We start from the raw sequence: 20,840 nt of genomic DNA, 5'->3' as shown, positions 1-20,840 counted from the left end.
ATACAGGCTGTTTACTATAATAAAAACTGATAATTGACTTTATTTTTTGCTTACATCCGTTAAAGAATTCAGAAAAGCAATGATCTGTTTTATTTCTGTAGGTGTTAAATTCAGTTTATCTGGAGCTAATGTTTGATTCTTTACTTCTAGTCCAAGCCCTTCTCCTCCACCTTCGTTATAAAAATCTAGAACTTCTTCCAGTGTGTTAAAAGCACCGTTATGGAAATAGGGTTTTGTTAAGGCAATATTTCTTACTGTAACTGTCTTAAAAGAGTTTTCGTAAATCCATGAATTTTCCTTTTTTACAGGGCTGTTTATTCTTCCTTTATCTGTATCCAGTTCCAAAGGTTTTTGACTGATTGGCTTTTTGGTGATTCCTAACACTTCAGACTCATTTTCATTAAAAAATGGCGGAACTAATCCTGAAAAATTAGGTGCAAAATGACACGTAGCGCAATTGGCTTTTCCCATAAACAGATTGAATCCTTTTTGGGCATCTGAAGAAATTCCCTTTTCATTTCTCATAAATTGATCAAAATCGCTCTCATAAGAATATAATGATGCCACATAAGAGCTTAACGCTTTGGAAAAGTTTTCTTTACTCACGTCTCCGTTTTTAAAAGCTGCTTTAAAAGCTTTTTTGTATTCCTTTTTTGTTTTTAATTTTTGAATGATGCTTTCATAGTTTGTATTGAATTCATCTTCATTATAAATCACATGCTCTGCCTGCTGTTCAAGGTAAAAAGCTCTTAAATCATAAAAAAATCTTTTTGCAAAAACCGCATTATATAAAGAAGGTGAATTTCTCAACACAGTCTTTCCTTCAACATTGCTCTGAGATTTCGCTTTTAAATCCGTGAATGCGTTTTCAGGTAAATGGCAGGTTGCACAACTCATTTTCCCATTGCTGCTTAAGTTTTGATCATAGAAAATCTCTTTTCCCAGCTTTCTCAGATCAGCATTATCTTCTTCCTTTTTCAGCAGCGTATAAAAGTAAGGATCTAAAAAATCGCTGCTAAAAATGTTTTTATTATTAACATTCCATCCTGAAAACTCTTTAAGATCGTCACTTCTTCCATCCCATTTTCCAAATTCCTCATATAAAGGCTGGATGTATTTTTTGTAAAATTCTATCCTGTCAAAGGTTTCAAAGTTATTATTCTTAGAAAGATATTCTATACCTTCTGCAAGAATTGAATTTGCCTTTTGAATCGTATAGTTTTTAAAATAAGCATCATCATTGATGTATTTTTTCATTCCTAAAAAAGCATGACTGGCTTCTTCAGAGACATTAAGTGAACCCGGAGTATCAAATCCGGTAACACCCAAACTATAAATCCTGATGAGCTCAATTCTTAAGGGGAATGTTCTGTTATTACCTTTACTTAGTCCATTTTTAACTGAGTTTAAGTAAAAACCTGCAAAGCTGTTGTATAAAAAATTGGTAATCGTCTTTATCTCTTCTTTTTGTTCTCCCGCTTCATCAGAGAATATGAGTTCATCCAAGACCTGCAATCCTTCAGGAGGAAGTGTATATGATTTTGTTCCTGCTGCTTCAATGTGAAATAAAGGAGCTGCGTTAAGTTTGGACTTTGTAAATTCAGGATAATGATAAGCAACATAAAATTCAATTTCTTTGAAAGAGTTTCTTGTCGCTCTTAATGATTTTTGAAGGTCTTCCAATGAAATTTTATCCTCAGAAAACTGATCTGCATCTGACTTCAGCTGTTCAAGTTTGGTTCTAAAATCAGCTAACCCTTTATTGATCATGGTGTTTTCAGTTTCAATTCCTTTGTATTCGGGATTGAATGACATGATGGCAAAACCGATTAAAAGAATCACAATAAGCAGCGGATAAGATCTCATGAATTTTTAGCTGTAAAGCTATTGACTGCAGATTACAACAATTTTAATTTTGGGTTAACTAATATTTATATTTTAGATAAGTATTTAGATTTTAAATAGTCTTTCTGTAAAAGAATTTTTATTAATTTTAAACCCCGAAATCAAATTCATTATACGTGAGCGGTCGATTTCTCTATCGACACCGGTTTTAAAATAATGATGAAGGATATTTGGGGACGGATTTTAAAATTGATTGAATCAAATTACAGTTTAAACTATAAAAAAACAGTTGTATGCTAAATAAACTTGCGGCTTCAGAGCTGGTTCTGAACGACGATGGAAGTGTTTATCACTTAAATCTTTTACCTGAAGATATTGCTGAAAAGATCATCCTTGTTGGAGATCCGGATCGTGTAGCAAAGGTTTCAAAATATTTTGACAAGGTAGAAATTAAGAAAAATAAAAGAGAATTTTATACTCATACAGGAACTTTAAGAGGTGAAAGAATCACGGTAATGTCAACCGGAATCGGAACTGAAAACATTGATATCGTGATGAACGAGCTTGATGCTTTGGTGAATATTGATCTTAAAAACAAAGAGTTTAAAACAGAACATTCCGCGCTTCAGTTATTCAGGATGGGAACCTGTGGAAGTGTAAATCCTGATGTGCAGGTCGATAATATGCTGGTTACCCAAAATGTTGTTGGCTTGGACGGGTTAATGCATTTTTACCAGGATTATGAGTTTGAAAATGAGTTTTCTAAGAATTTCCTGGAGCAGTTTCCATATCCTAAAATTAAACCGATGCTTTATTTTGCCGATTGGGCTGAAGAATTGGGAGAACTGTATAAGGATGCAAAATATCACGGAAATACCGCTACTTTTCCTGGCTTCTATGCACCACAGGGAAGACAGCTTCGTTTAAAAGCGGTTGATGACAAGTTTTTGGAAACCTTAAATGATCTTGGAGTGACCAATTTTGAAATGGAAACTTCTGCTATCTATGCACTGTCTAAACTTTTAGGACATAAAGCTATTACCGTAAACAATGTAATAGCCAACAGAAGGCGTGGAGAATTCTCAGCAGACCATCATGCTTCTGAAAAGAACCTGATTGAATGGGTGTTGGAGAGAATTATTAAATAAGCTAAAGAGTTTGAAAGTTTGAGAGTTAGCAGATTACTTATTTTAATAAACTCTCAAACTCAATTTTTCATTATTTCAGTTTATATGATTGAATTAAAAGTCTATCAAAAGGACAAAAGATGGTGGAAAAACGTAAGTTTTCCAACTTATTCCCTACTTATTTTGATCTTCATTTTCTCAGTATTTCAGCTTTTCAAAATTGATTCTCATTATCTTTTAATTCCTCTCATTTTATATATTATTGGTTTAGTAATCTACAACTCTTATGAATTCGAACCACTATCAGGAAAAGTAATCGGAAAACTATATTTAAAAGATAAAGCTATATCTATTTTAAATAGGGAAATTCATTTTTCTGAAATTAAATATATTAATATTGATGCCAGTTATTACCGCGGTTTTAATAAAGACAAAGCGTCTTATGATAATACAGGAAGAAAATATCATTCAGGAAATAATAATTATTACAGAATTATTCTAAAAAACAATGAGGAAATAAAAGGTGAATTTATTATAGAAAGAGAAAGTCAATTTTTAGAAGTAAATGAATATTATAAAAATTTAAAAAAGATTTTTACAAGTAAAACTAGTTAAAAAAGGATTGCTTTTAGCAATCCTTTTTTATTTAATTTAATAAGGGCAATTTTTTTCATATTCTCTTATAATACCACCATAAAATTCTAAATATGCCTGAAGCATATATTCCCCAATTAAATCCTGAGTTCCGTTATATCCTAAATTAGATTTTTTTCCATCTTCATAGGCTTTTTTTCTGATTCCTTTAAACTTTGCGGTAATTTCTTTTTTGAATTCTTTATCTTCAAGTTTTGCTTTGAAGCTATCCATATATTTTTGAAATTCGGGGCAGTTTCTGCCGGCATATTTAAAAGCTTCTATCATTTTGTCATATAAGGAACCTACGTTAAAAAGACTCAATTTGTCGTAGTCTACTGGCATTACGGCAAAATCATCCTTCGCGTTTTTAATATAAAATTTAGAATAAACATAATTACAGGCAGCACCACTACAAACCTTCAAGTTTGAACCGAAAATCTGTATTTTGCCATCATAGAGCAGCGGTTGGAATGATCTCTTTTTTTTATCGGTAACCTCCCCGTTTTTATCTACATATTTCATATCAAGCCTTTCTATTGCATTGGTAACATCATCATAATCATCAAATATTTTTACTGATTTAACCTCATTTGCACCAAACTTTTCATCTTCTGAACTTTTTGTCTTTTTATAAACAAAATTATAGATATCATCTTTGTCAAAAAAACCGGGATAAGTTCCGTTAGGATAGGTATATCCCACGAAAAAGCCATTCACTTTTGAGCCATCTGCCAAGAGAAACTCAACTTTAGGAAGATTTTTTGCCTCATTTTTTCCATAGTATTGCTGACAAAAGAATTTTGTGCTGGTCATGCACATGAATAGAAGAAGAATTCTAAGTTTCATAGTTATTTGTTGATTTAAAATTTAATGCTTTACATTTGTTTTTTGATTACAATTCAAACATAAAGAAAATTTATGAATTTTCAACTTTTAACATATTATTCTAATGAAACAGTTTATTATGTTATTCATTTTTCATTTGATAAGTAATTTAAAAACGTAACAATTTAAAGTAAGAAAATATTCATTTATCTTTTTCTCAAATAACAGTCTTCCACATGATCATTCACCATTCCTGTCGCCTGCATATGTGCATAAACCACAGTAGAACCCATAAATTTAAATCCTCTTTTTTTAAGATCTTTGGATAAGATATCTGAAATCTCTGTTGTAGCGGGAACGTCTTTCAGTGTTTTAGGATTATTATCAATTGGCTTCCTGTCTACAAAACCCCAGATATAATTTGAAAAACTTCCAAACTCTTGTTGAATTTCCTGAAACTTCTGTGCATTGGTAATAGTAGCCAACACTTTTAGTCTGTTTCTTATAATACCCGGATTCTGCATCAATTCTTCTACTTTTTCATCAGAATAACCAGCAATTTTTTTATAATCGAAATTATCAAAAGCTTTTCTGAAGTTTTCTCTTTTTGTAAGAATTGTATACCAGCTCAACCCTGCCTGGAAGCTTTCCAGAACTAAAAACTCAAAAATTGTTTCGTCATCAAAGATTGGCTTTCCCCATTCTTCATCATGATATTTTCTATATAAATCATCTTTTTCGCACCATCCGCAACGTATTTTTTTCATAATTGTTTATTTTATTAACTTAAAGATAAGTTTGTTGGTAAAAAGATAACAAAAGTTTATGAAAAATTTAACATCATGCTCTAGTTTTAGGAATGGTTATTGTTTATTTCATAACAACAAACACTATAAATATTAATATTATGAACAATTCAGAGTATAACAAAGCTGAAAATGCAGTAAACAACACTGAAAATTCTTTAAAGAATGCGGCAGATAATGTAAAATGGAAAGTCGAAGAATTGGCAGACAGGGCAAAAGATTATATTAATGAAAAAAGAGCCAATGATGAGGAAGCACAGCAGGAAGACTGGCTTGACAGAGTGAAGAATAATGTTTCCGATGCATGGGATGATATTAAAGACAAAGCCAATGATGCGTGGGAAAAAACCAAAGATGCGGCAGAGGATGTAAAAGCAGAATGGAATAAGAAAACAAACTAAAATTTCAGTTATATAAATATTTTCAAAAAAACGGAGTCTTTTTTACAGAAGGCTTCGTTTTTATTATGCTCTAAACACAAATTATTGCTACATTTGTAGGTAAATAAACATTAAAAAATTATGTCATACGGTTTACTTAAAGGCAAAAAGGGAATTATTTTTGGAGCCCTTAATGAACAATCAATCGCATGGAAAGTTGCAGAAAGATGTCATGAAGAAGGTGCTGAGTTTATCTTGTCTAATGCTCCTATCGCTTTGAGAATGGGCGAACTTAACGGTTTAGCAGAAAAAACCGGGTCTGAAGTAATTGGTGCAGATGCCACTTCTGTTGAAGATCTTGAAAAACTTTTTGACGCTGCAATAGCAAAATTTGGTAAAATCGATTTTATCCTTCACTCTATCGGAATGTCTATTAACGTGAGAAAAGGAAAACATTATACAGAAATGAACTACGACTGGTTGGAAAAAGGCTGGGATATTTCCGCTGTTTCTTTCCATAAAGTGATGAGAGTGGCTTGGGAAAAAGACTGTATGAATGAATGGGGAAGTATCTTAGCGCTTACTTATATTGCAGCTCAGAGAACATTCCCGGATTATAACGATATGTCTGATAATAAAGCTTATCTTGAAAGTATTGCCAGAACTTTCGGAAATTACTGGGGTGAAAGAAAAGTACGTGTAAATACGGTTTCTCAATCTCCAACAATGACTACTGCAGGAAGCGGAGTAAAAGGTTTCGGAGGATTTTTGGGATATGCTGAAGATATGTCTCCACTAGGAAACGCTACAGCTCTTGAATGTGCAGATTACTGCGTTACACTTTTCTCAGATCTTACTAAAAAAGTAACGATGCAGAATCTTTTCCATGATGGTGGATTCAGCAGCTCAGGAGTTACTCAGAAAGTAATCAGTAAATATGATTCTGAAAATTTTTAATATACTGCAATAGTATGCAATAGTATTAATATAATAAACCCATGTTTTCAGCATGGGTTTTCTTTTTTTTAATTCTTTATTGATTCCAACCGGAAAATTCACCTTCCACATATCCTCCCTCCACATATCTGGAAGTATCGTTTGTATGCCAAGCATATACTCCGGCAATCATAATACCAAGATCCTGTATATAATTATAGACTTCGTTTTGATACTCACCGAATGGAGGAAGATGTTCCTGCAGGATTAAGAATTCCTTCAGATATTCATCATGAATTTCCATGGCTTTGTTATAAGCATCAATTAAAGATAAATTGTTTTCCTTTTGTAATACCTTTACAATATTCATTGTATCTCCTTCTCTTTGAAGCTCTTTGGGTAGAGAAATAATATCATTGTGTATCCCGATCAATAATGAGCAAAGACTATAAATACGTTTTATATGTGGATGGTCAAAAACTTCATCAGGAAGATTACGGTATTCTTTCTGTAATACTACGTAATCACAGTATGGCTGTACTCCGCTTGTCGCTTCCCTACTAATGAGATACACAGCCAAGGGAGGGACCAGATTTTTCCTGTAATATACTTTTTCTTCGGAATACCCCATAAAAACATACCTGATTGACTTTACAAATCTTGCATATATTTTTTCCGGAATTTCACATTTAACAGCATCCTGTCTTAAAACCCAAAACAAGTGGAAAATTCCGTTTTCTTTAGGCTCCTGAGCATCCTCACCGGATAATAATGCAATAATCTTGTTCGTTATCTGATACATTTCATCGCGTGAACAACGATCAAAATAATCGTCCATCATGGCTCCGTTTGCTGTATAATTTGCCAAAGGTCTCAATTCAGCAATATCTTTTAAAAATGGACATCCTCTTGCAGCAATATCTGTAAGGTGATGTCTTTTATGCTTTTCCTTAGCTTCTGCACTGTGGAATGCATACTCTTTGTCGATCCAATCGTAATATTCTTCCCGCTGTTTTTGCATATCGGGATGGGTAAAATCGGGAAAAGGATATTGGGGTTTGGGAAGATGCTGTAAACCAGCAATAAACTCGTCGTTTGTGCTTGATGTTTTCATAATTATTTTGCGTTAATTTTGGGTTGATTAAAATTAATATTAAATCAGATACCACAAGATTTTTTTTAACAATTATAAATTAAACCAAAAGTTTAGAATTTATGGTTTTTTAAGCTTATCTATAAATTGTTTCGGCGGAGCCAAAGGCTCCGCCGAAACTTATTAAAAATGTTAATATGAAGTATTTATAAAATTACGGTCTGTATAGAATGTGCAGGTGCGCTCAGCTTTGCAGACATTCCTTCAATCCACAGATTAGCATCAATATCATTATCTGTATCATTCATGATAACAGTAACCAACTGTCCGTTTTCATTCATAAAAGTAGTTGAAATAAGAGCTACTCTATTGGACGAACTCCCGATTCGTTGTGCATCAGGTTTAATGAATTTTGAAATGTGTCCTACGTAATAATATTCATAGGTATAATGAACTTCTCCTGTTTTAGTATTGGCAATAATAGGAGCAAAACAGAAATTCCCGACATGATTAGGACCTCCGGTTTCATCCAAAAGTACGTTCCAGTCTGTCCATAAAGCTGTTCCTTTATTAAAATCATTAATCATATTTCTACCATATAATTCTCCCAGTTTTACATCATAGATTTTAGAAAGATCAAACTGTTCTTTACAACCTTCAGTAAAGGCTAAAAACTTATCCGGAAAAGCTCTTTGCGTTTCTGCCAAATTGTCGAAGAGCTGTGTTTTATTATTCCACGTTTCGTACCAGTGATAACCGATTCCGTGAGCATATTTTGAAGTTTCAGGATCGCTTAAAGTTGTGGTTGCTCTCTGATAGATTAAATCGCGGTTATGATCCCAGATCATCACTTTCTTACCTTTATATCCATTTTTCCAGAGGGTCGGTCCTAAATTATTCTTTAGAAACTCCCCTTCTTCTTCAGCAGTATAAATGCAAGATTCCCAACTTTGTGTTGCCATGGGCTCATTCTGAACAGTCAGTCCCCAAATATTAATTCCCCGTTTTTCGTATTCTTTGATGAATTTGACATAATAATCTGCCCAAGTCTGGTAATATTGGTTTTCTAACCTTCCTCCTTTATACAGGCTCTTATTAGATTTCATCCAGGCCGGTGGACTCCAGGGTGAAAAATAAAAGGTAAAATCTTTCCCGATTGCTTTCTGAGCCTCCTTAATCATTGGAATTTTATATTTCTCATCATGCGCTACATTGAATGTTTTTAAAGAAGTATCATTATCCTGAACATAGGTATAGGAATCGCTTGAAAAATCGCAAGAGTTCATATTGGTACGGACAACCGTATATCCCAGTCCGTTTTTGCCATAGTAAGCCTCAAGAATTTCTTTCTGCTTTTCCTTTGGCATTTTATAAAAGGTTTCGGCGGCTGCATCTGTAATTGCCCCTCCTATTCCTATCAGCTTTTGATATTTAAAATCCGGATCAACGAAAATACAGGCATCCGTTTCTTTTGGCTGTCCGAATTTCTCAAACTTCACCACTCCTTTATCAACCATTTTCTCATTGGTTTTAGAATTGGTAAGGTAAACTTTTGCTGTTTTGCCTGCATTCTTTTTCCAGTACTGTTGTGCGTTTGCATTGAAAGCTATTCCAATTACAAGGCAACTTACAATTAATCTCTTCATTATATCTTTTCTTATTTTATATATTAAAATCACCCCGGCAAAAATTCTTCCGAATTTTCGCTACCCCTCCATAGGATGGAAATTTTAATCTTAATTATTTTTATAGACTCTTACATAATCTATGTAATATTTCTGAGGAAAAATGGTATCATCAATTCCCTCTTTTCCGCCCCACATTCCGCCGATCGCCAGATTTAAAATGATAAAATAGGGCTTATCAAATGGCCAGGTTTCATAGGTTTTGGCTTCATTCTCATAAGAGAAAAACTTTTTGTCATCAATATAAAAATCAATCTTTTCGGGAGTCCAATCTGCCTTATAGATATGAAATTTTTCACTGGCATCCTCTACTTTTAAGGTATCTGTTTTTTGTGTTGCCATTAAGTGATTATAATTTTTTGTATGAATTGAGGCATGGATAAAACCCTGATGATACCCTACATGTTCCATAATATCTATTTCTCCGTCGTTAGGCCATTTCTTAAGATCTTCGCTCAACATCCAGATTGCTGGCCATGTTCCGCGACCTTTGGGAAGCTTTGCCCTTACTTCGATGGTTCCATATTTAAATGCAAATTTTCCTCTGGTAAGAAGTCTTGCCGAAGTATATTTACTTCCTTCCCAGTTTTCTTTCCGTGCTTCTATCACTAAGTTTCCTTTTTCCACTCTTGCATTTTCCAGCCGGTCTTTTGTATAGAACTGAGATTCCTCATTTCCAAAGCCATGACCACCGACGTCGTAATTCCATTTGGAAGAATCAGGTAATCCCTTATAATTAAATTCATCGCTCCAAATTAATTTCTTTTTTGAATCAGGTTTATTGGAAGCACAATTCAATGACGAAAAAACTAAGGTTCCGCCAATGAATAAATGGAATATATGTTGAAGTTTTATTTTCAATGTTTTGAATTTATGATGATTATTTTCAACGTTTGTCATTCTGACGAAGGAAGAATCTCTAACAATGGTTGAGATTCTTCAATCCGCTTCGCTTCTTTCAGAATGACAAAACTAAAACGTTAAGCCTTCTACCGCCAAAAGCGGGTTTCATCCCGCTCTTAGTCATTAAAATTCTATTATTTTGACCAATTAATTCTTTTTGTCTGAACATTCTGAGAATCGGTTCCTATCATAATATCGAATTCTCCGCCTTCCCAATCATAATTCAGCTCATCATCATAAAACTTTAAATTTTCCGGAGTTAAAGTAAAATTAAGAGTTTTGTTTTCTCCTTTTTTAATAAAAACTTTCTGGAAGCCCTTCAGTTCCTTCACGGGTCTTACAACCTTTCCAAACAAATCCCTGATATACAGTTGAACCACTTCTTCGCCATCATATTTTCCCGTATTAGCAACATTAACACTGATATTTAAAGTCTGATTGCCTTTAAGATTAGTTGAGCTCAGATTCATATCAGAATATTTAAATTGAGTATAGCTTAAACCAAATCCAAACGGAAATTTCGGATCATTGTCCAAATCGATGTATGCTGAAACATAATTCCTGTCCGTATTGTTTTTTGCAGGTCTTCCCGTGTTATAATGATTATAATAAACAGGAATTTGTCCTTCCGTTCTTGGGAATGTCATCGGAAGTTTTCCTCCCGGATTTACCGTCCCGAAAAGAACATCTGCAATTGAATTTCCTGCTTCCGTTCCCAGCCACCAAGTGTATAAGATCGCCGGAATATTGTCTGCAGCCCAGTTAAAAACCAACGGTCTTCCCGCGTTGATCATCAGTACAATTGGCTTTCCAGTTTTTGCGATTTCCTTTAACAGATCTTCCTGAACACCTGAAAAATGGATATTGCTTCTACTTTTCGCCTCACCGCTCATAGCGTGACCTTCCCCTAAAGTCATGATGATGACATCTGCTTTTTTTGCCGTTTCCACAGCTTCTGCAAACATTGACTTGTCCTGATCATCAACATTAGCGCCTTTTGCATACAATAATGTTGAGTTTTTATCCAGTTGATTTTTAATTCCGTCAAACTGAGTAATAATTCTTTGGTTATCATCTTTAAAAGCAATTGACCAAAATCCGTGATTAGCAGAGGTTTCTTTTCCGAAAGGGCCGATTAGGGCAACCGTTTTTGTTGATCTTGAAAGTGGGAGAATGTTGTTTTGATTTTTAAGCAATACGATACTTTTTGAACCAAACTCTCTTCCGAATTTTCTGTTTTCCTGATTGTTTAGCTGCTCTTTTTGTCTTTTTTCATTACTGAATCTGTAAGGATCATCAAATAATCCCATTTCAAATTTTTTAATCAAAATTCTTCTCGCTGCATCATCAATAAACTTCGGATTAACCTTACCTTCCTGAACCAATTTTGGTAGTTCGGCCATATAAGCACGGCTTTCCATATCCATATCGCTTCCTGCAAGAATTGCTTTTTCCGCAGCTTCTTTATTATCTTTTGCATATCCATGAGGAACCATTTCTCCGATACTTCCCCAGTCTGAAACCACAAAGCCTTTATAATTCCATTTTCCTTTTAATAAGTCTCTGAGAATATATTTGTTTGCCGTTGCCGGAATTCCGTTAATATCGTTAAAGGAATTCATAAAAGTAGCAACTCCCGCTTCTGCAGCCGCTTTGAAAGGTGGAAGATAAGTTTCGTTCAATTGTCTTAAACTCATATCGACGGAATTATAATCTCTTCCGCCAACTGCCGCTCCGTATGCAGCGAAATGTTTTGCACAAGCCATAATTGCATCAAGATTTCCTAAACCTTTTCCTTGAAAGCCTCTTACTCTTGCTAAACCAATCTGCGTCCCTAAATACGTATCTTCACCCGAACCTTCCATTACTCTTCCCCATCTCGGATCTCTCGCAATGTCGACCATTGGTGCAAAAGTCCAGTGAATTCCATAAGCAGAAGCTTCGGTCGCGGCAATTCTTTCTGATTTTTCTATTAATCCTAAATCCCAGCTTGCAGCCTGACTAATATTTACCGGAAATGTTGTTCTGTATCCGTGAATCACGTCCTGCCCGAATAATAAAGGAATTCTTAATCTGGATTTTAAAGCTAATTCCTGAAATTTTCTGGTCTCTTCCGCTCCTGCTACATTAAGCATGGAACCTACTTTCCCTTGTTTTATTTCGTTTAAAACATTTGCAGAATTCGAATTCTGAGGACCTGTTGCATACTCAAACCCGCTGTATTGAACTAACTGTCCAACCTTTTCTTCCAATGTCATTTTCGACAACAGTTCGGAGACTTTCTGATCGATGGTCTTTTGCCCAAACAGATTTAATCCGAACGCTGTAAATGCTAATAAGAAATAAATTCTTTTCATTAGTTAATATTTTAATTCTCCTAAAAACACCTTAACGCAAAGTTCGTAAAGTTTTTGTAACCACTAAATGTTTTTAAGTCTACAAAAAGCGTTTCCCTTAGTAAGAACTCAATTTTTAATGCTAAAAAATATAGGTAGCTACTGAATTTGCTGTAATGTTTACCGGAGCCGTTTTATTTTTAAATTTAATATTAAAATTTTCAGTATTATTACTGTAATTCTGAACAATCAACACTGTTTTACTTTCCGGAGTTCTAAAAGCTACCGTTGAAAGGTGTTCTGTCTGTGTTGATGAAATTCTCTGAGAATTGGCAGGAACAAATTTTGAAGCATGAGCAATGATATAGTATCCTACATTTCTTGTGAAATTTTCTCTATCCGAAACGGTAATTGCCCCTTTACATTCTGTACAACCTCCCGGAGTATGTGGTTTAAATTGTGTATCGTTGGCAAGATTCCATTCTAAAGCGATTTTACTCCAGTTTCTCATTGAACCAATGATAACGTTTTTCGCATGCCAGTTTAAATCTTCATTAAATGTTCCTTTTGAGCCTGTCCATTGCTCTGTAAAATATAAGTTTTTATCAGGATGCGCATTGTGAACAGTTGACAAAGCTGAAATATCTCCTTCATATAAGTGAAAAGCCGATCCGTTGATGTATTGAGCCGCTTCAGGATCGTTTAAAATATTGATTGCATATTCCGGTTTGTTGCAGTTGTGATCGTAAACAACAATTTTGGTTTTGATGTTATTTGATTTAAAAATCGGACCTAAACTTTGCTTGATAAAATCTCTCTGTTGATCTGAAACCATCAGCAAACTTGGATTGTTTCCCGGATGTAATGGTTCGTTTTGCGGGGTTATCGCATCAATTGTAATTCCCTCTTTCTGCATTCCTTGGATATATTTCACAAAATAATTTGCATAAGTATCGTAGAATTCAGGTTTTAAACTTCCTCCAATTGATTTTCCATTATCTTTCATCCAAACAGGAGGCGACCAAGGTGCTGCAATAATTTTAATTTTTGGATTGATGGTTAAGATTTCTTTCAACATTGCAATTAAATCTTTATCTCTCGTCAAACTGAATTTTGATAAAGTGGGATCAGTCTGACCTTGAGGCAAATCATTGTAAGAAAAAACCTCTCCATCTAAATCTGATGCTCCAATACTTAATCTTAGATAACTTATTGAAATCGAATTCTCATCTTTTCCGAAAAGTTCCTGCAATAAAGCCTTTCTTTTTGAAGAAGTAAGACGGTTGAGTACTTCAACACTCCCACCCGTTAATGTATAACCAAAACCATCAACATTTTGAAACCTTTGAGAATCATCAATTTCAATATTCTGAAGATCATTTGGTTGATTAGTAAAAACAATTGGTTTTTGTTGTTGCAGTTTTACACTTTCATCACCTTTCGTTAGCCAAACTTGTACTCGATTTTCTGCATATGTAACTGATTGACATGATGATAAAGGCAAAAGCACCGCACCGCTAAATAGCAGTGCAGTACTTTTTAAAAAGAAACTATATAAACTGTGAAGTTTCATATTAATAACCCGGATTTTGATGCATTGCTGTATTTGGCAATTCATTAAAAGGTATGGGTAAAATTTCATTCTTACCGCTTTTAAATCCTTTAGAAGCTAATTTTGAAGGTGCATCTCCCCATCGTACCAAATCAAACCATCTGTGTCCTTCTCCCGCTAATTCTCTTCTTCTTTCATCTTTAATTGCCTGCATGGAAACCGGAACAGAAGCCAATCCTACCCTTGTTCTTACAGCATCTAATAAAGCCTGTGCTCTTGCTCCATTACCTCCTAATGCTTCTGCTTCCATCAAATAGGTATCTGCTAATCTTATAGCAATATAATTCTGTCTAAAATTTAACTCTGGTGGACCAGGTAATGAACTTTTTAAATCATTGGTTGGTAAATATTTATTTAAGAAATATCCTGTATCCGCATAAGCCGGGCTATAAGAGATTTTGCCATCAACTACCAATTGTTTTGCATTGAAGATTGTAACATTTAATCTTGGATCTCCCTGCATAAAATTGAATAAATCATTGGTAACCGTATTAAATGCCCATCCTGAATATACATCCGGCGCATTATTATTAGGCACATTTTTTAAAGAATAAGATCTTGGGCCGACCATCACATTGATAGAATTACCCTCGTCTTTACCTTGTCCCCAGAAACCCCAATCTGAATTCCCTTTATTAGTATGCATCACTTCTAAAATTGATTCTGTTGAAAATTTATATGGATCGGAGGTTTCAGGTCCTACTTTGAATAAATCGGCGTAATTAGCAACAAGTTTATATCCATACTGACTAGTTCCACCAGGAGTTCCATTAACTTCAGCAAATTGTGCTGCAGCTTGAGGCATTTTTTTATCATAAAGATAGATTTTACCCAATATTGCTCTGGCTGTACCTTGAGTTATTCTGCCTCTGTCATTACCAGATGAGGTTAGCATTAAATCAGGAATAGCAGCAACGATATCACTTTCTATCTGTGCATATACGTCACTCGGTTTTGCTTGGGGAATGTTCCAATAGTCATCTGTAGCCTTAATTGTATTAAGAATTAATGGTATATTTCCGAACATTCTTACTAATTCAAAATAATAAAGTGACCTTAAAACTTTTGCCTCTGCAGTAAATCTTTTTTTCAAATCATCACTCATACTAGCTCCCGGCACCCTCTCTATCACTAAATTAGCACGTGCTATGCCTTGATAATAATCTCTCCAATAACTTGCAGGCATTGTATTGGCATTAATTGTATAGTTATTTAAACCTTGAATCCCAGCTCCATCAGCTGAATTTCCTCCACCTGAAAAAAAGTCATCAGATCCGGCATTAAAGAATGTCACCATATTTTCAAAACCACCCGAATATTTTCTTAACACATCATAAACCGATACCAGTGCACTAAAAGATTGCTGCTCATTTTTAAAATATAAATCGGTATTAAATGAACCTGAATTTTGTACATCGTCCAGATAAGCATCATTACAACTAATACTGCTAAAACTTAAACCTGTTAGAAATGCAATGGCAACGCCTTTATATAAATATTTTTTAGTTTTCATTTTGTTAACTTTTAAAATTGAATGTTAGCTCCTATTAAGAATGTTCTAGCTTGTGGATAATAAGCTCTATCTACCCCAATAATATCCTGTTCAGAATTATTTCTACCAGCAATTTCAGGATCATAACCTGTATATTTGGTAAAAGTAAAGACATTTTCACCAGTAATATAAAGTCTGACTTTGCTCATCCCAAAACGTGTTGTAACATCCTGAGGAATAGTATATCCTAGCTGAATAATTTTCAATCGAACATAATCTCCTTTTTGAAGATAATAACTAGACATCCATGAATAGTTATGATTAGGATCATCCCTTGTCACTCTTGGATTATCATTTGTAGATCCCTCACCTGTCCAACGATCTAAGATTTTTGTCTGATAATTGGCATTAAGTACATCTAATCTCCTTAAACCCTGGAAGATTTTGTTTCCTGCCTGTCCTTGAGCAAACATCATAAAATCAAAGTTTTTATAGTTCAGATTAACAGTCAATCCAAAAGTATATTTTGGTATAGAACTTCCTAAGTTTACTTTATCATTGTCATCAATTTTACCATCACCATTATTATCCTGCCAGATAAAATCTCCAGGCTTCGCATTTGGTAATAGTAGTTGACCATTAGCATTTGTGTAAGCATTAATTTGAGCCTGGTTTTGGAAAATACCACTATAAGTTTGTCCGTAGAATGAGCCATAAGGCTGTCCTACTGCTACTCTAGAAACCGCTCCCATAGTTTGGAAAGAAGCAAGATTGAAATATTCAATATCATCTTCTAGTCGCAAAACTTTGTTTTTTATTGTTGCAAAATTTCCATTTACTGAAATACCAAAATCTCCAAAATTCTTTTTATAACCTAATTCAAGTTCCAAACCTGAGTTTTGCATGTCTCCTACATTTGACCAAGGTAAATTAGGAACACCAATATAACCAGGGATATTAACTTGACGTAGAATATCAGTCGTCTTCTTTTTGTACCAATCTGCAGTAAAGGTGAAATTATTGAATAATTTAAAATCTGCAGCAATATTCAATTGACTGGTTTCTTCCCATTTCAGGTTAGGATTTTCTAATGTACTTGGTGCATAACCAATAATAATATTGTTTCCTGAATTAGTGTAATTACTTCCTGAAACCATAAAACTTGCAAATCTGAAGTTTTCCATTTCATCATTACCTAAGACTCCATAACCTCCCCTAAGCTTTAAAGTATTAATAACTTTATTTTCCGGCCAGAAATTCTCTTTATTCACATTCCATCCTAGAGACATTGAAGGAAATGTTCCCCAATGCTGATTGGTAGCAAATTTTGAAGAACCATCCCTACGAATTGTTCCTGTAAACAAATATTTATCGGCATAATCGTAAATAATTCTACCAAAATAAGAAGCTTTGCGAGTTTGAATACCGTCCCACCCAGTTGCAGTAATATCGTCCTGAGGAATATTAAAGTTAAAAGATGCGTCCTGCCAGTTATCAATCGGTAAATTACTATATGTTAAACTTGTTCCTCCTGAAATATTATATCTGTAAACTCCTTGTCCAACTAATACATTCAAATTATGATCGCCGAATTTACTTTGATAGGTTAAAGTATTTTCCATACTCCATTCAAACTTGTTTTCATCAACTTTATTTAAGCTATTAAAGCTTGTATTACTGTAATTTGGACTTAAATAATATTTTGGTGAAAAAGAACGACTTCCCCAATAAGACTTCTTACCATTTAAACTTGTCTTAAATGTAAAGCTTTTAAGAAATTTAAGCTCTGCAAAAACATTTCCAACAAAATCATCTGACCAATTATGATTTCCTTGTTGAATATAACGGAATGCAAGAGGATTTGTCATTTCATTATTTACATATTGAGAAATACCATACGGATTACCATTTGGATCACGAATTATATATGGATTTGTATACCCACTAGGATCTACCATTGACCAATCTGTTACTACGGCAGGAGTTGTCGGATCTAAGTTTACAGCTGAAGCTAATGGTCCTCCAAATTCTTCGTTAGCACTAATTCCTTGAGACTTTACGTGGGTATAGGCAAAAGTTTGTCCTAATGTTAAATAATCTGTTACCTTATGTGTTGAGTTGAATCTGGCATTTATTCTTTTGTAGTTAGATATATCACTCATCACAATACCTGTTTGGTCAAAATATCCAAAAGATGTGTAATAAGTCGATTTATCATTCCCTCCTGTGATACTTACTTCATGGGAAGTTTTTTCTCCTGTTCCAAAAATAGTGTCTTGCCAATCTGTCCCCTTACCGAATGATTCGGGATTAGCATATCTAGGTGTTCCTCCATCATTTATAAAGCCTTCATTGATAATTTTGGCATATTGTGTAGCATCTAAAAGGTCTAGTTTTTTAGACGCATGTGAAAAACCGTAAAAGCCGTTATATGAAAGAGTCAATCTTCCTTTTTTACCTTTTTTGGTCGTTACAAGAATAACTCCTTTTGCAGCAGAGACCCCATAAATAGCAGATGAGGCACCGTCTTTTAATACTTCAATACTTTCTATATCAGACTGATTAAGCCATCCGATATTGTCTACTACAATTCCGTCTACAACCCAAAGCGGACTGTTGCTTCCTGCTCCAAAACTTGTAATACCACGTACACGCACTGTTGCAGCAGCTCCTGGCTGTCCGGAATTTGTAACTACAGAAACTCCTGCTGCTCTACCTTGCAAAACTTGTTCAGGTTTACCAGCTGGAATATTTTCTATATCACTGGCTTTAATACTTGCAATCGCTCCCGTTACATTACTCTTCTTCTGAGTACCGTAACCGATCATTACCACTTCCTCAATTTTTTGCTCTTTGGGAAGAGTGTCTTTCTTGGTGTTTTGAGCACTGAAGTTGGCAGTAAAATAGAGTACTGCAACCAGCCCTAAACTTCTTGATATTTTTACATTCATATACAGTTAGTTTTTTAATTCTCAAATTGAGACAATAAAAATATATTTTTTTTTAAATAATTAACATTTTATTAATAACTATTTTAATATTTCGTTTATTTTTGGGACTTCAAAGGCATAATTTTTCTTAAAATAAACCTTGATTTTTTATAAAACAGAACAAAATAAATCCCTGAAATGACTACCAAGCTCTCGAAAATATCCCTTCCCCTCAAACTAACTTTCCTGATTTTTTCAATGGTTTTAAACTGTATGGGTATTGTAATTTTGCAGCTTTCTGAGGCAAAAATTACGTATGATAAATTGGGATTTTTAGAGTCCTTTAAAGATATTCCTGTCGCACTTATTTCACTTTTTGCGGTTAACTTTATCAGCAAATTCGGGACAAAAAAGTCATTGATTTTAGCATTGAGTATTGTAGGAATCTGCTCACTTATTTTGCCTTTTGTAGAGGTATTCTGGTTTTATAAGCTTTGGTTTGCCATTATCGGAACCTGTTTTGCGATTGGTAAAATATGTGTATTTGGAGTGATCCGTAATAATATTTCCGATGAAAAGTCCCTGGCAAAAACTATGAATAGCGTAGAAGCTTCGTTTATGATTGGTATTTTTGTGGTAAACACCGGATTTGGATGGCTCATCTCAAGCCAGTTCTCGCAATTTTGGAAGTTTGGGTTTATAATGATCTCCATTTTATCTGCAATCACTATTTTTTTATTCTCCAGACTTGAAATTGCAGAGCCCTTAAAAAAAGATAAGGAAAATCTTGTTAAAGAACTTTCAACGTTTGTTAGTCCTTTCATTCTCGTATTTTTATTCGTTCTGTTTTCAATCGTTTTTGTTGAACAGAGTTTTAATTCCTGGCTACCTTCATTTTATAAAAACCACCTGAAAGTCAATTCATTTTTTGCATTGCAGGCTTCATCCTTCCTGGCCCTTTTCTCTTATGTCGGAAGAATGATTACCTCCAACATTATCCATAGATTTGCTTTATCCAGATATTATATTGTATGTCTTATACTGATTGTTTCTGTATTGCTGGTTATCATTGGTATCCAATTTCTCGGCGCAGAAAACTCAAGGATATTGTTATTTTTATTTCCTATAATAGGGCTTTTCCTGTCACCGCTCTACCCTGTTATCAATTCAAAAATGATTACTCGTATTGATAAGGAAAAAGTAAATATTTTTACTTCCTTAGTGGTTATTTTTTCATCTTTAGGAAGCTCTGTGAGTTCTATTATGATGTCCATTTTATTTAACAACCAATTACTCAACTATTATTCAGTCTATATTTTATTCGCTGTACTGGTCTTATTTTCAATAAGTTTAGTGTATTTTAGTATGAGTAGAAAAACATTAGAAAAATAATTTTATTTTTACTGCCATGAAAATCAAAGACACAAAAAACAAACAAAACCTTCAGGAACTTATTGATACTAAAGACTTTGTAGCTCATGTATCTGTAGATTGCACCATATTTGGTTTTCATAATAATATCCTGAAAGTATTGCTTTTGAAGTACCACGATCTTAATCTGTGGTCACTTCCCGGCGGATTTGTATTTAATGATGAAGATCTCAGAGAAGCTGCTGCGCGTGTTTTATATGAAAGGACCCATTTGAAAGACCTGTTCCTTAAACAATTTCATACATTTGGAAGAATAGATCGAACGGAAAACAATGTACACCAGATCCTACTTCGGAACAAAGGCATTGAGGTTCCCAAAGATCACTGGATTTTTCAAAGGTTTATTACTGTAGGATATTGCAGTTTAATAGATTTTTCTCTTGCCAATACTTTTCCGGATGCTTTTAATGAAACCTGTGAATGGTTTGAAGTGAACAAGCTTCCTCAGATGGCATTTGACCATGACAGAATTATAGAAACAGGTCTTGAATATCTGAGAATGAACATCAATACCGAAGTTGCAGCAAGTAATTTACTTCCTGAAAAGTTTACGATGAAAGACTTACAGTCTCTCTATGAGACCATTTTAGGAGAAAAGTTCAGAAGAAATAATTTTCAGCGTAAAATACTGAGCCTTAACATTCTTGACAGGCTGGAAAAACTATATGATGGTTCTGCCAACAAAGCGCCTTATTTGTACAAATTCAAAAGCAAAATTCACAATTCGGCCAATCAGTATCCTATCTCAAATGATAAAGGAGAAGAAGAATAGTTCTATCCATTCTAATCCGAATTAAGTCAAA

Annotated in this window: 16 protein-coding genes; 6 read left to right on the top strand and 10 right to left on the bottom strand. The window is 34.2% G+C overall.

The window, feature by feature from the left end:
• Positions 1-39: 39 nt before the first annotated feature.
• Entirely contained in the window at positions 40-1,866 is a 1,827-nt protein-coding gene (locus tag MKS83_RS02260) for a cytochrome-c peroxidase (protein WP_240581796.1), read from the bottom strand.
• A 272-nt stretch (positions 1,867-2,138) separates the two neighbouring features.
• Here MKS83_RS02260 and MKS83_RS02255 point away from each other — a divergent pair, with 272 nt between their 5' ends.
• Together MKS83_RS02255 and MKS83_RS02250 are read left to right on the top strand one after the other, a co-directional pair.
• Positions 2,139-2,993, top strand: coding sequence for a nucleoside phosphorylase (locus MKS83_RS02255; RefSeq protein WP_240581795.1), 855 nt, complete (start codon positions 2,139-2,141; stop codon positions 2,991-2,993).
• 84 nt (positions 2,994-3,077) lie between these two features.
• Positions 3,078-3,587: a hypothetical protein gene (locus tag MKS83_RS02250; RefSeq protein ID WP_240581794.1), complete on the top strand. Its 510-nt coding sequence runs from the start codon at positions 3,078-3,080 to the stop codon at positions 3,585-3,587.
• Between the two features lie 36 nt (positions 3,588-3,623).
• On the opposite strand, the gene MKS83_RS02245 is transcribed toward MKS83_RS02250, so the two are convergent.
• Together MKS83_RS02245 and MKS83_RS02240 are read right to left on the bottom strand one after the other, a co-directional pair.
• On the bottom strand, positions 3,624-4,454 hold the full coding sequence (locus MKS83_RS02245; RefSeq protein WP_240581793.1) for a hypothetical protein: 831 nt from the start codon (positions 4,452-4,454) through the stop codon (positions 3,624-3,626).
• Positions 4,455-4,639: 185 nt separating this feature from the next.
• Positions 4,640-5,200, bottom strand: a complete 561-nt coding sequence (locus MKS83_RS02240; RefSeq protein ID WP_240581792.1) for a DNA-3-methyladenine glycosylase I — start codon at positions 5,198-5,200, stop codon at positions 4,640-4,642.
• Between the two features lie 140 nt (positions 5,201-5,340).
• Here MKS83_RS02240 and MKS83_RS02235 point away from each other — a divergent pair, with 140 nt between their 5' ends.
• Together MKS83_RS02235 and MKS83_RS02230 are read left to right on the top strand one after the other, a co-directional pair.
• Positions 5,341-5,640, top strand: coding sequence for a hypothetical protein (locus tag MKS83_RS02235; protein ID WP_100375517.1), 300 nt, complete (start codon positions 5,341-5,343; stop codon positions 5,638-5,640).
• A 120-nt stretch (positions 5,641-5,760) separates the two neighbouring features.
• Complete coding sequence (locus MKS83_RS02230; RefSeq protein ID WP_100375516.1) at positions 5,761-6,576, top strand: enoyl-ACP reductase; 816 nt, start codon at positions 5,761-5,763, stop codon at positions 6,574-6,576.
• A gap of 76 nt (positions 6,577-6,652) precedes the next feature.
• Here the strand turns inward: MKS83_RS02230 and MKS83_RS02225 are convergent, their stop codons facing one another.
• The 7 genes from MKS83_RS02225 to MKS83_RS02195 all read right to left on the bottom strand — a co-directional run bounded on the left by MKS83_RS02225 (position 6,653) and on the right by MKS83_RS02195 (position 18,627).
• Positions 6,653-7,669: a terpene synthase family protein gene (locus MKS83_RS02225; protein WP_240581791.1), complete on the bottom strand. Its 1,017-nt coding sequence runs from the start codon at positions 7,667-7,669 to the stop codon at positions 6,653-6,655.
• Positions 7,670-7,854: 185 nt separating this feature from the next.
• The gene (locus tag MKS83_RS02220) at positions 7,855-9,294 is read right to left on the bottom strand and encodes a glycoside hydrolase family 30 protein (protein ID WP_240581790.1); all 1,440 of its coding nucleotides are present in this window, start codon (positions 9,292-9,294) and stop codon (positions 7,855-7,857) included.
• Between the two features lie 90 nt (positions 9,295-9,384).
• The gene (locus tag MKS83_RS02215; protein WP_240581789.1) at positions 9,385-10,194 is read right to left on the bottom strand and encodes a family 16 glycosylhydrolase; all 810 of its coding nucleotides are present in this window, start codon (positions 10,192-10,194) and stop codon (positions 9,385-9,387) included.
• 176 nt (positions 10,195-10,370) lie between these two features.
• Positions 10,371-12,593 carry a glycoside hydrolase family 3 N-terminal domain-containing protein gene (locus MKS83_RS02210; protein ID WP_240581788.1) on the bottom strand — a complete coding sequence of 741 codons (2,223 nt, stop codon included), beginning with the start codon at positions 12,591-12,593 and terminating at the stop codon, positions 10,371-10,373.
• 121 nt (positions 12,594-12,714) lie between these two features.
• Entirely contained in the window at positions 12,715-14,145 is a 1,431-nt protein-coding gene (locus tag MKS83_RS02205) for a glycoside hydrolase family 30 protein (RefSeq protein WP_240581787.1), read from the bottom strand.
• A 1-nt stretch (position 14,146) separates the two neighbouring features.
• Positions 14,147-15,697 carry a RagB/SusD family nutrient uptake outer membrane protein gene (locus MKS83_RS02200; RefSeq protein WP_240581786.1) on the bottom strand — a complete coding sequence of 517 codons (1,551 nt, stop codon included), beginning with the start codon at positions 15,695-15,697 and terminating at the stop codon, positions 14,147-14,149.
• Between the two features lie 11 nt (positions 15,698-15,708).
• The gene (locus MKS83_RS02195; RefSeq protein WP_240581785.1) at positions 15,709-18,627 is read right to left on the bottom strand and encodes a SusC/RagA family TonB-linked outer membrane protein; all 2,919 of its coding nucleotides are present in this window, start codon (positions 18,625-18,627) and stop codon (positions 15,709-15,711) included.
• Between the two features lie 177 nt (positions 18,628-18,804).
• Between MKS83_RS02195 and MKS83_RS02190 the strand changes: the two genes are divergently transcribed.
• Both MKS83_RS02190 and MKS83_RS02185 read left to right on the top strand, forming a co-directional pair.
• Positions 18,805-19,998 carry an MFS transporter gene (locus MKS83_RS02190; protein WP_410679239.1) on the top strand — a complete coding sequence of 398 codons (1,194 nt, stop codon included), beginning with the start codon at positions 18,805-18,807 and terminating at the stop codon, positions 19,996-19,998.
• A 16-nt stretch (positions 19,999-20,014) separates the two neighbouring features.
• Positions 20,015-20,809 (top strand): NUDIX hydrolase, encoded by a 795-nt coding sequence (locus tag MKS83_RS02185; RefSeq protein ID WP_240581783.1) that lies wholly within the window; start codon positions 20,015-20,017, stop codon positions 20,807-20,809.
• Positions 20,810-20,840 lie beyond the last annotated feature (31 nt).

Origin of the sequence: Chryseobacterium sp. Y16C, from assembly GCF_022488405.1 — a bacterium.
GTDB classification, from domain to species: Bacteria; Bacteroidota; Bacteroidia; order Flavobacteriales; family Weeksellaceae; genus Chryseobacterium; species Chryseobacterium geocarposphaerae.
This window is presented reverse-complemented; position numbering and strand designations above follow the sequence as displayed.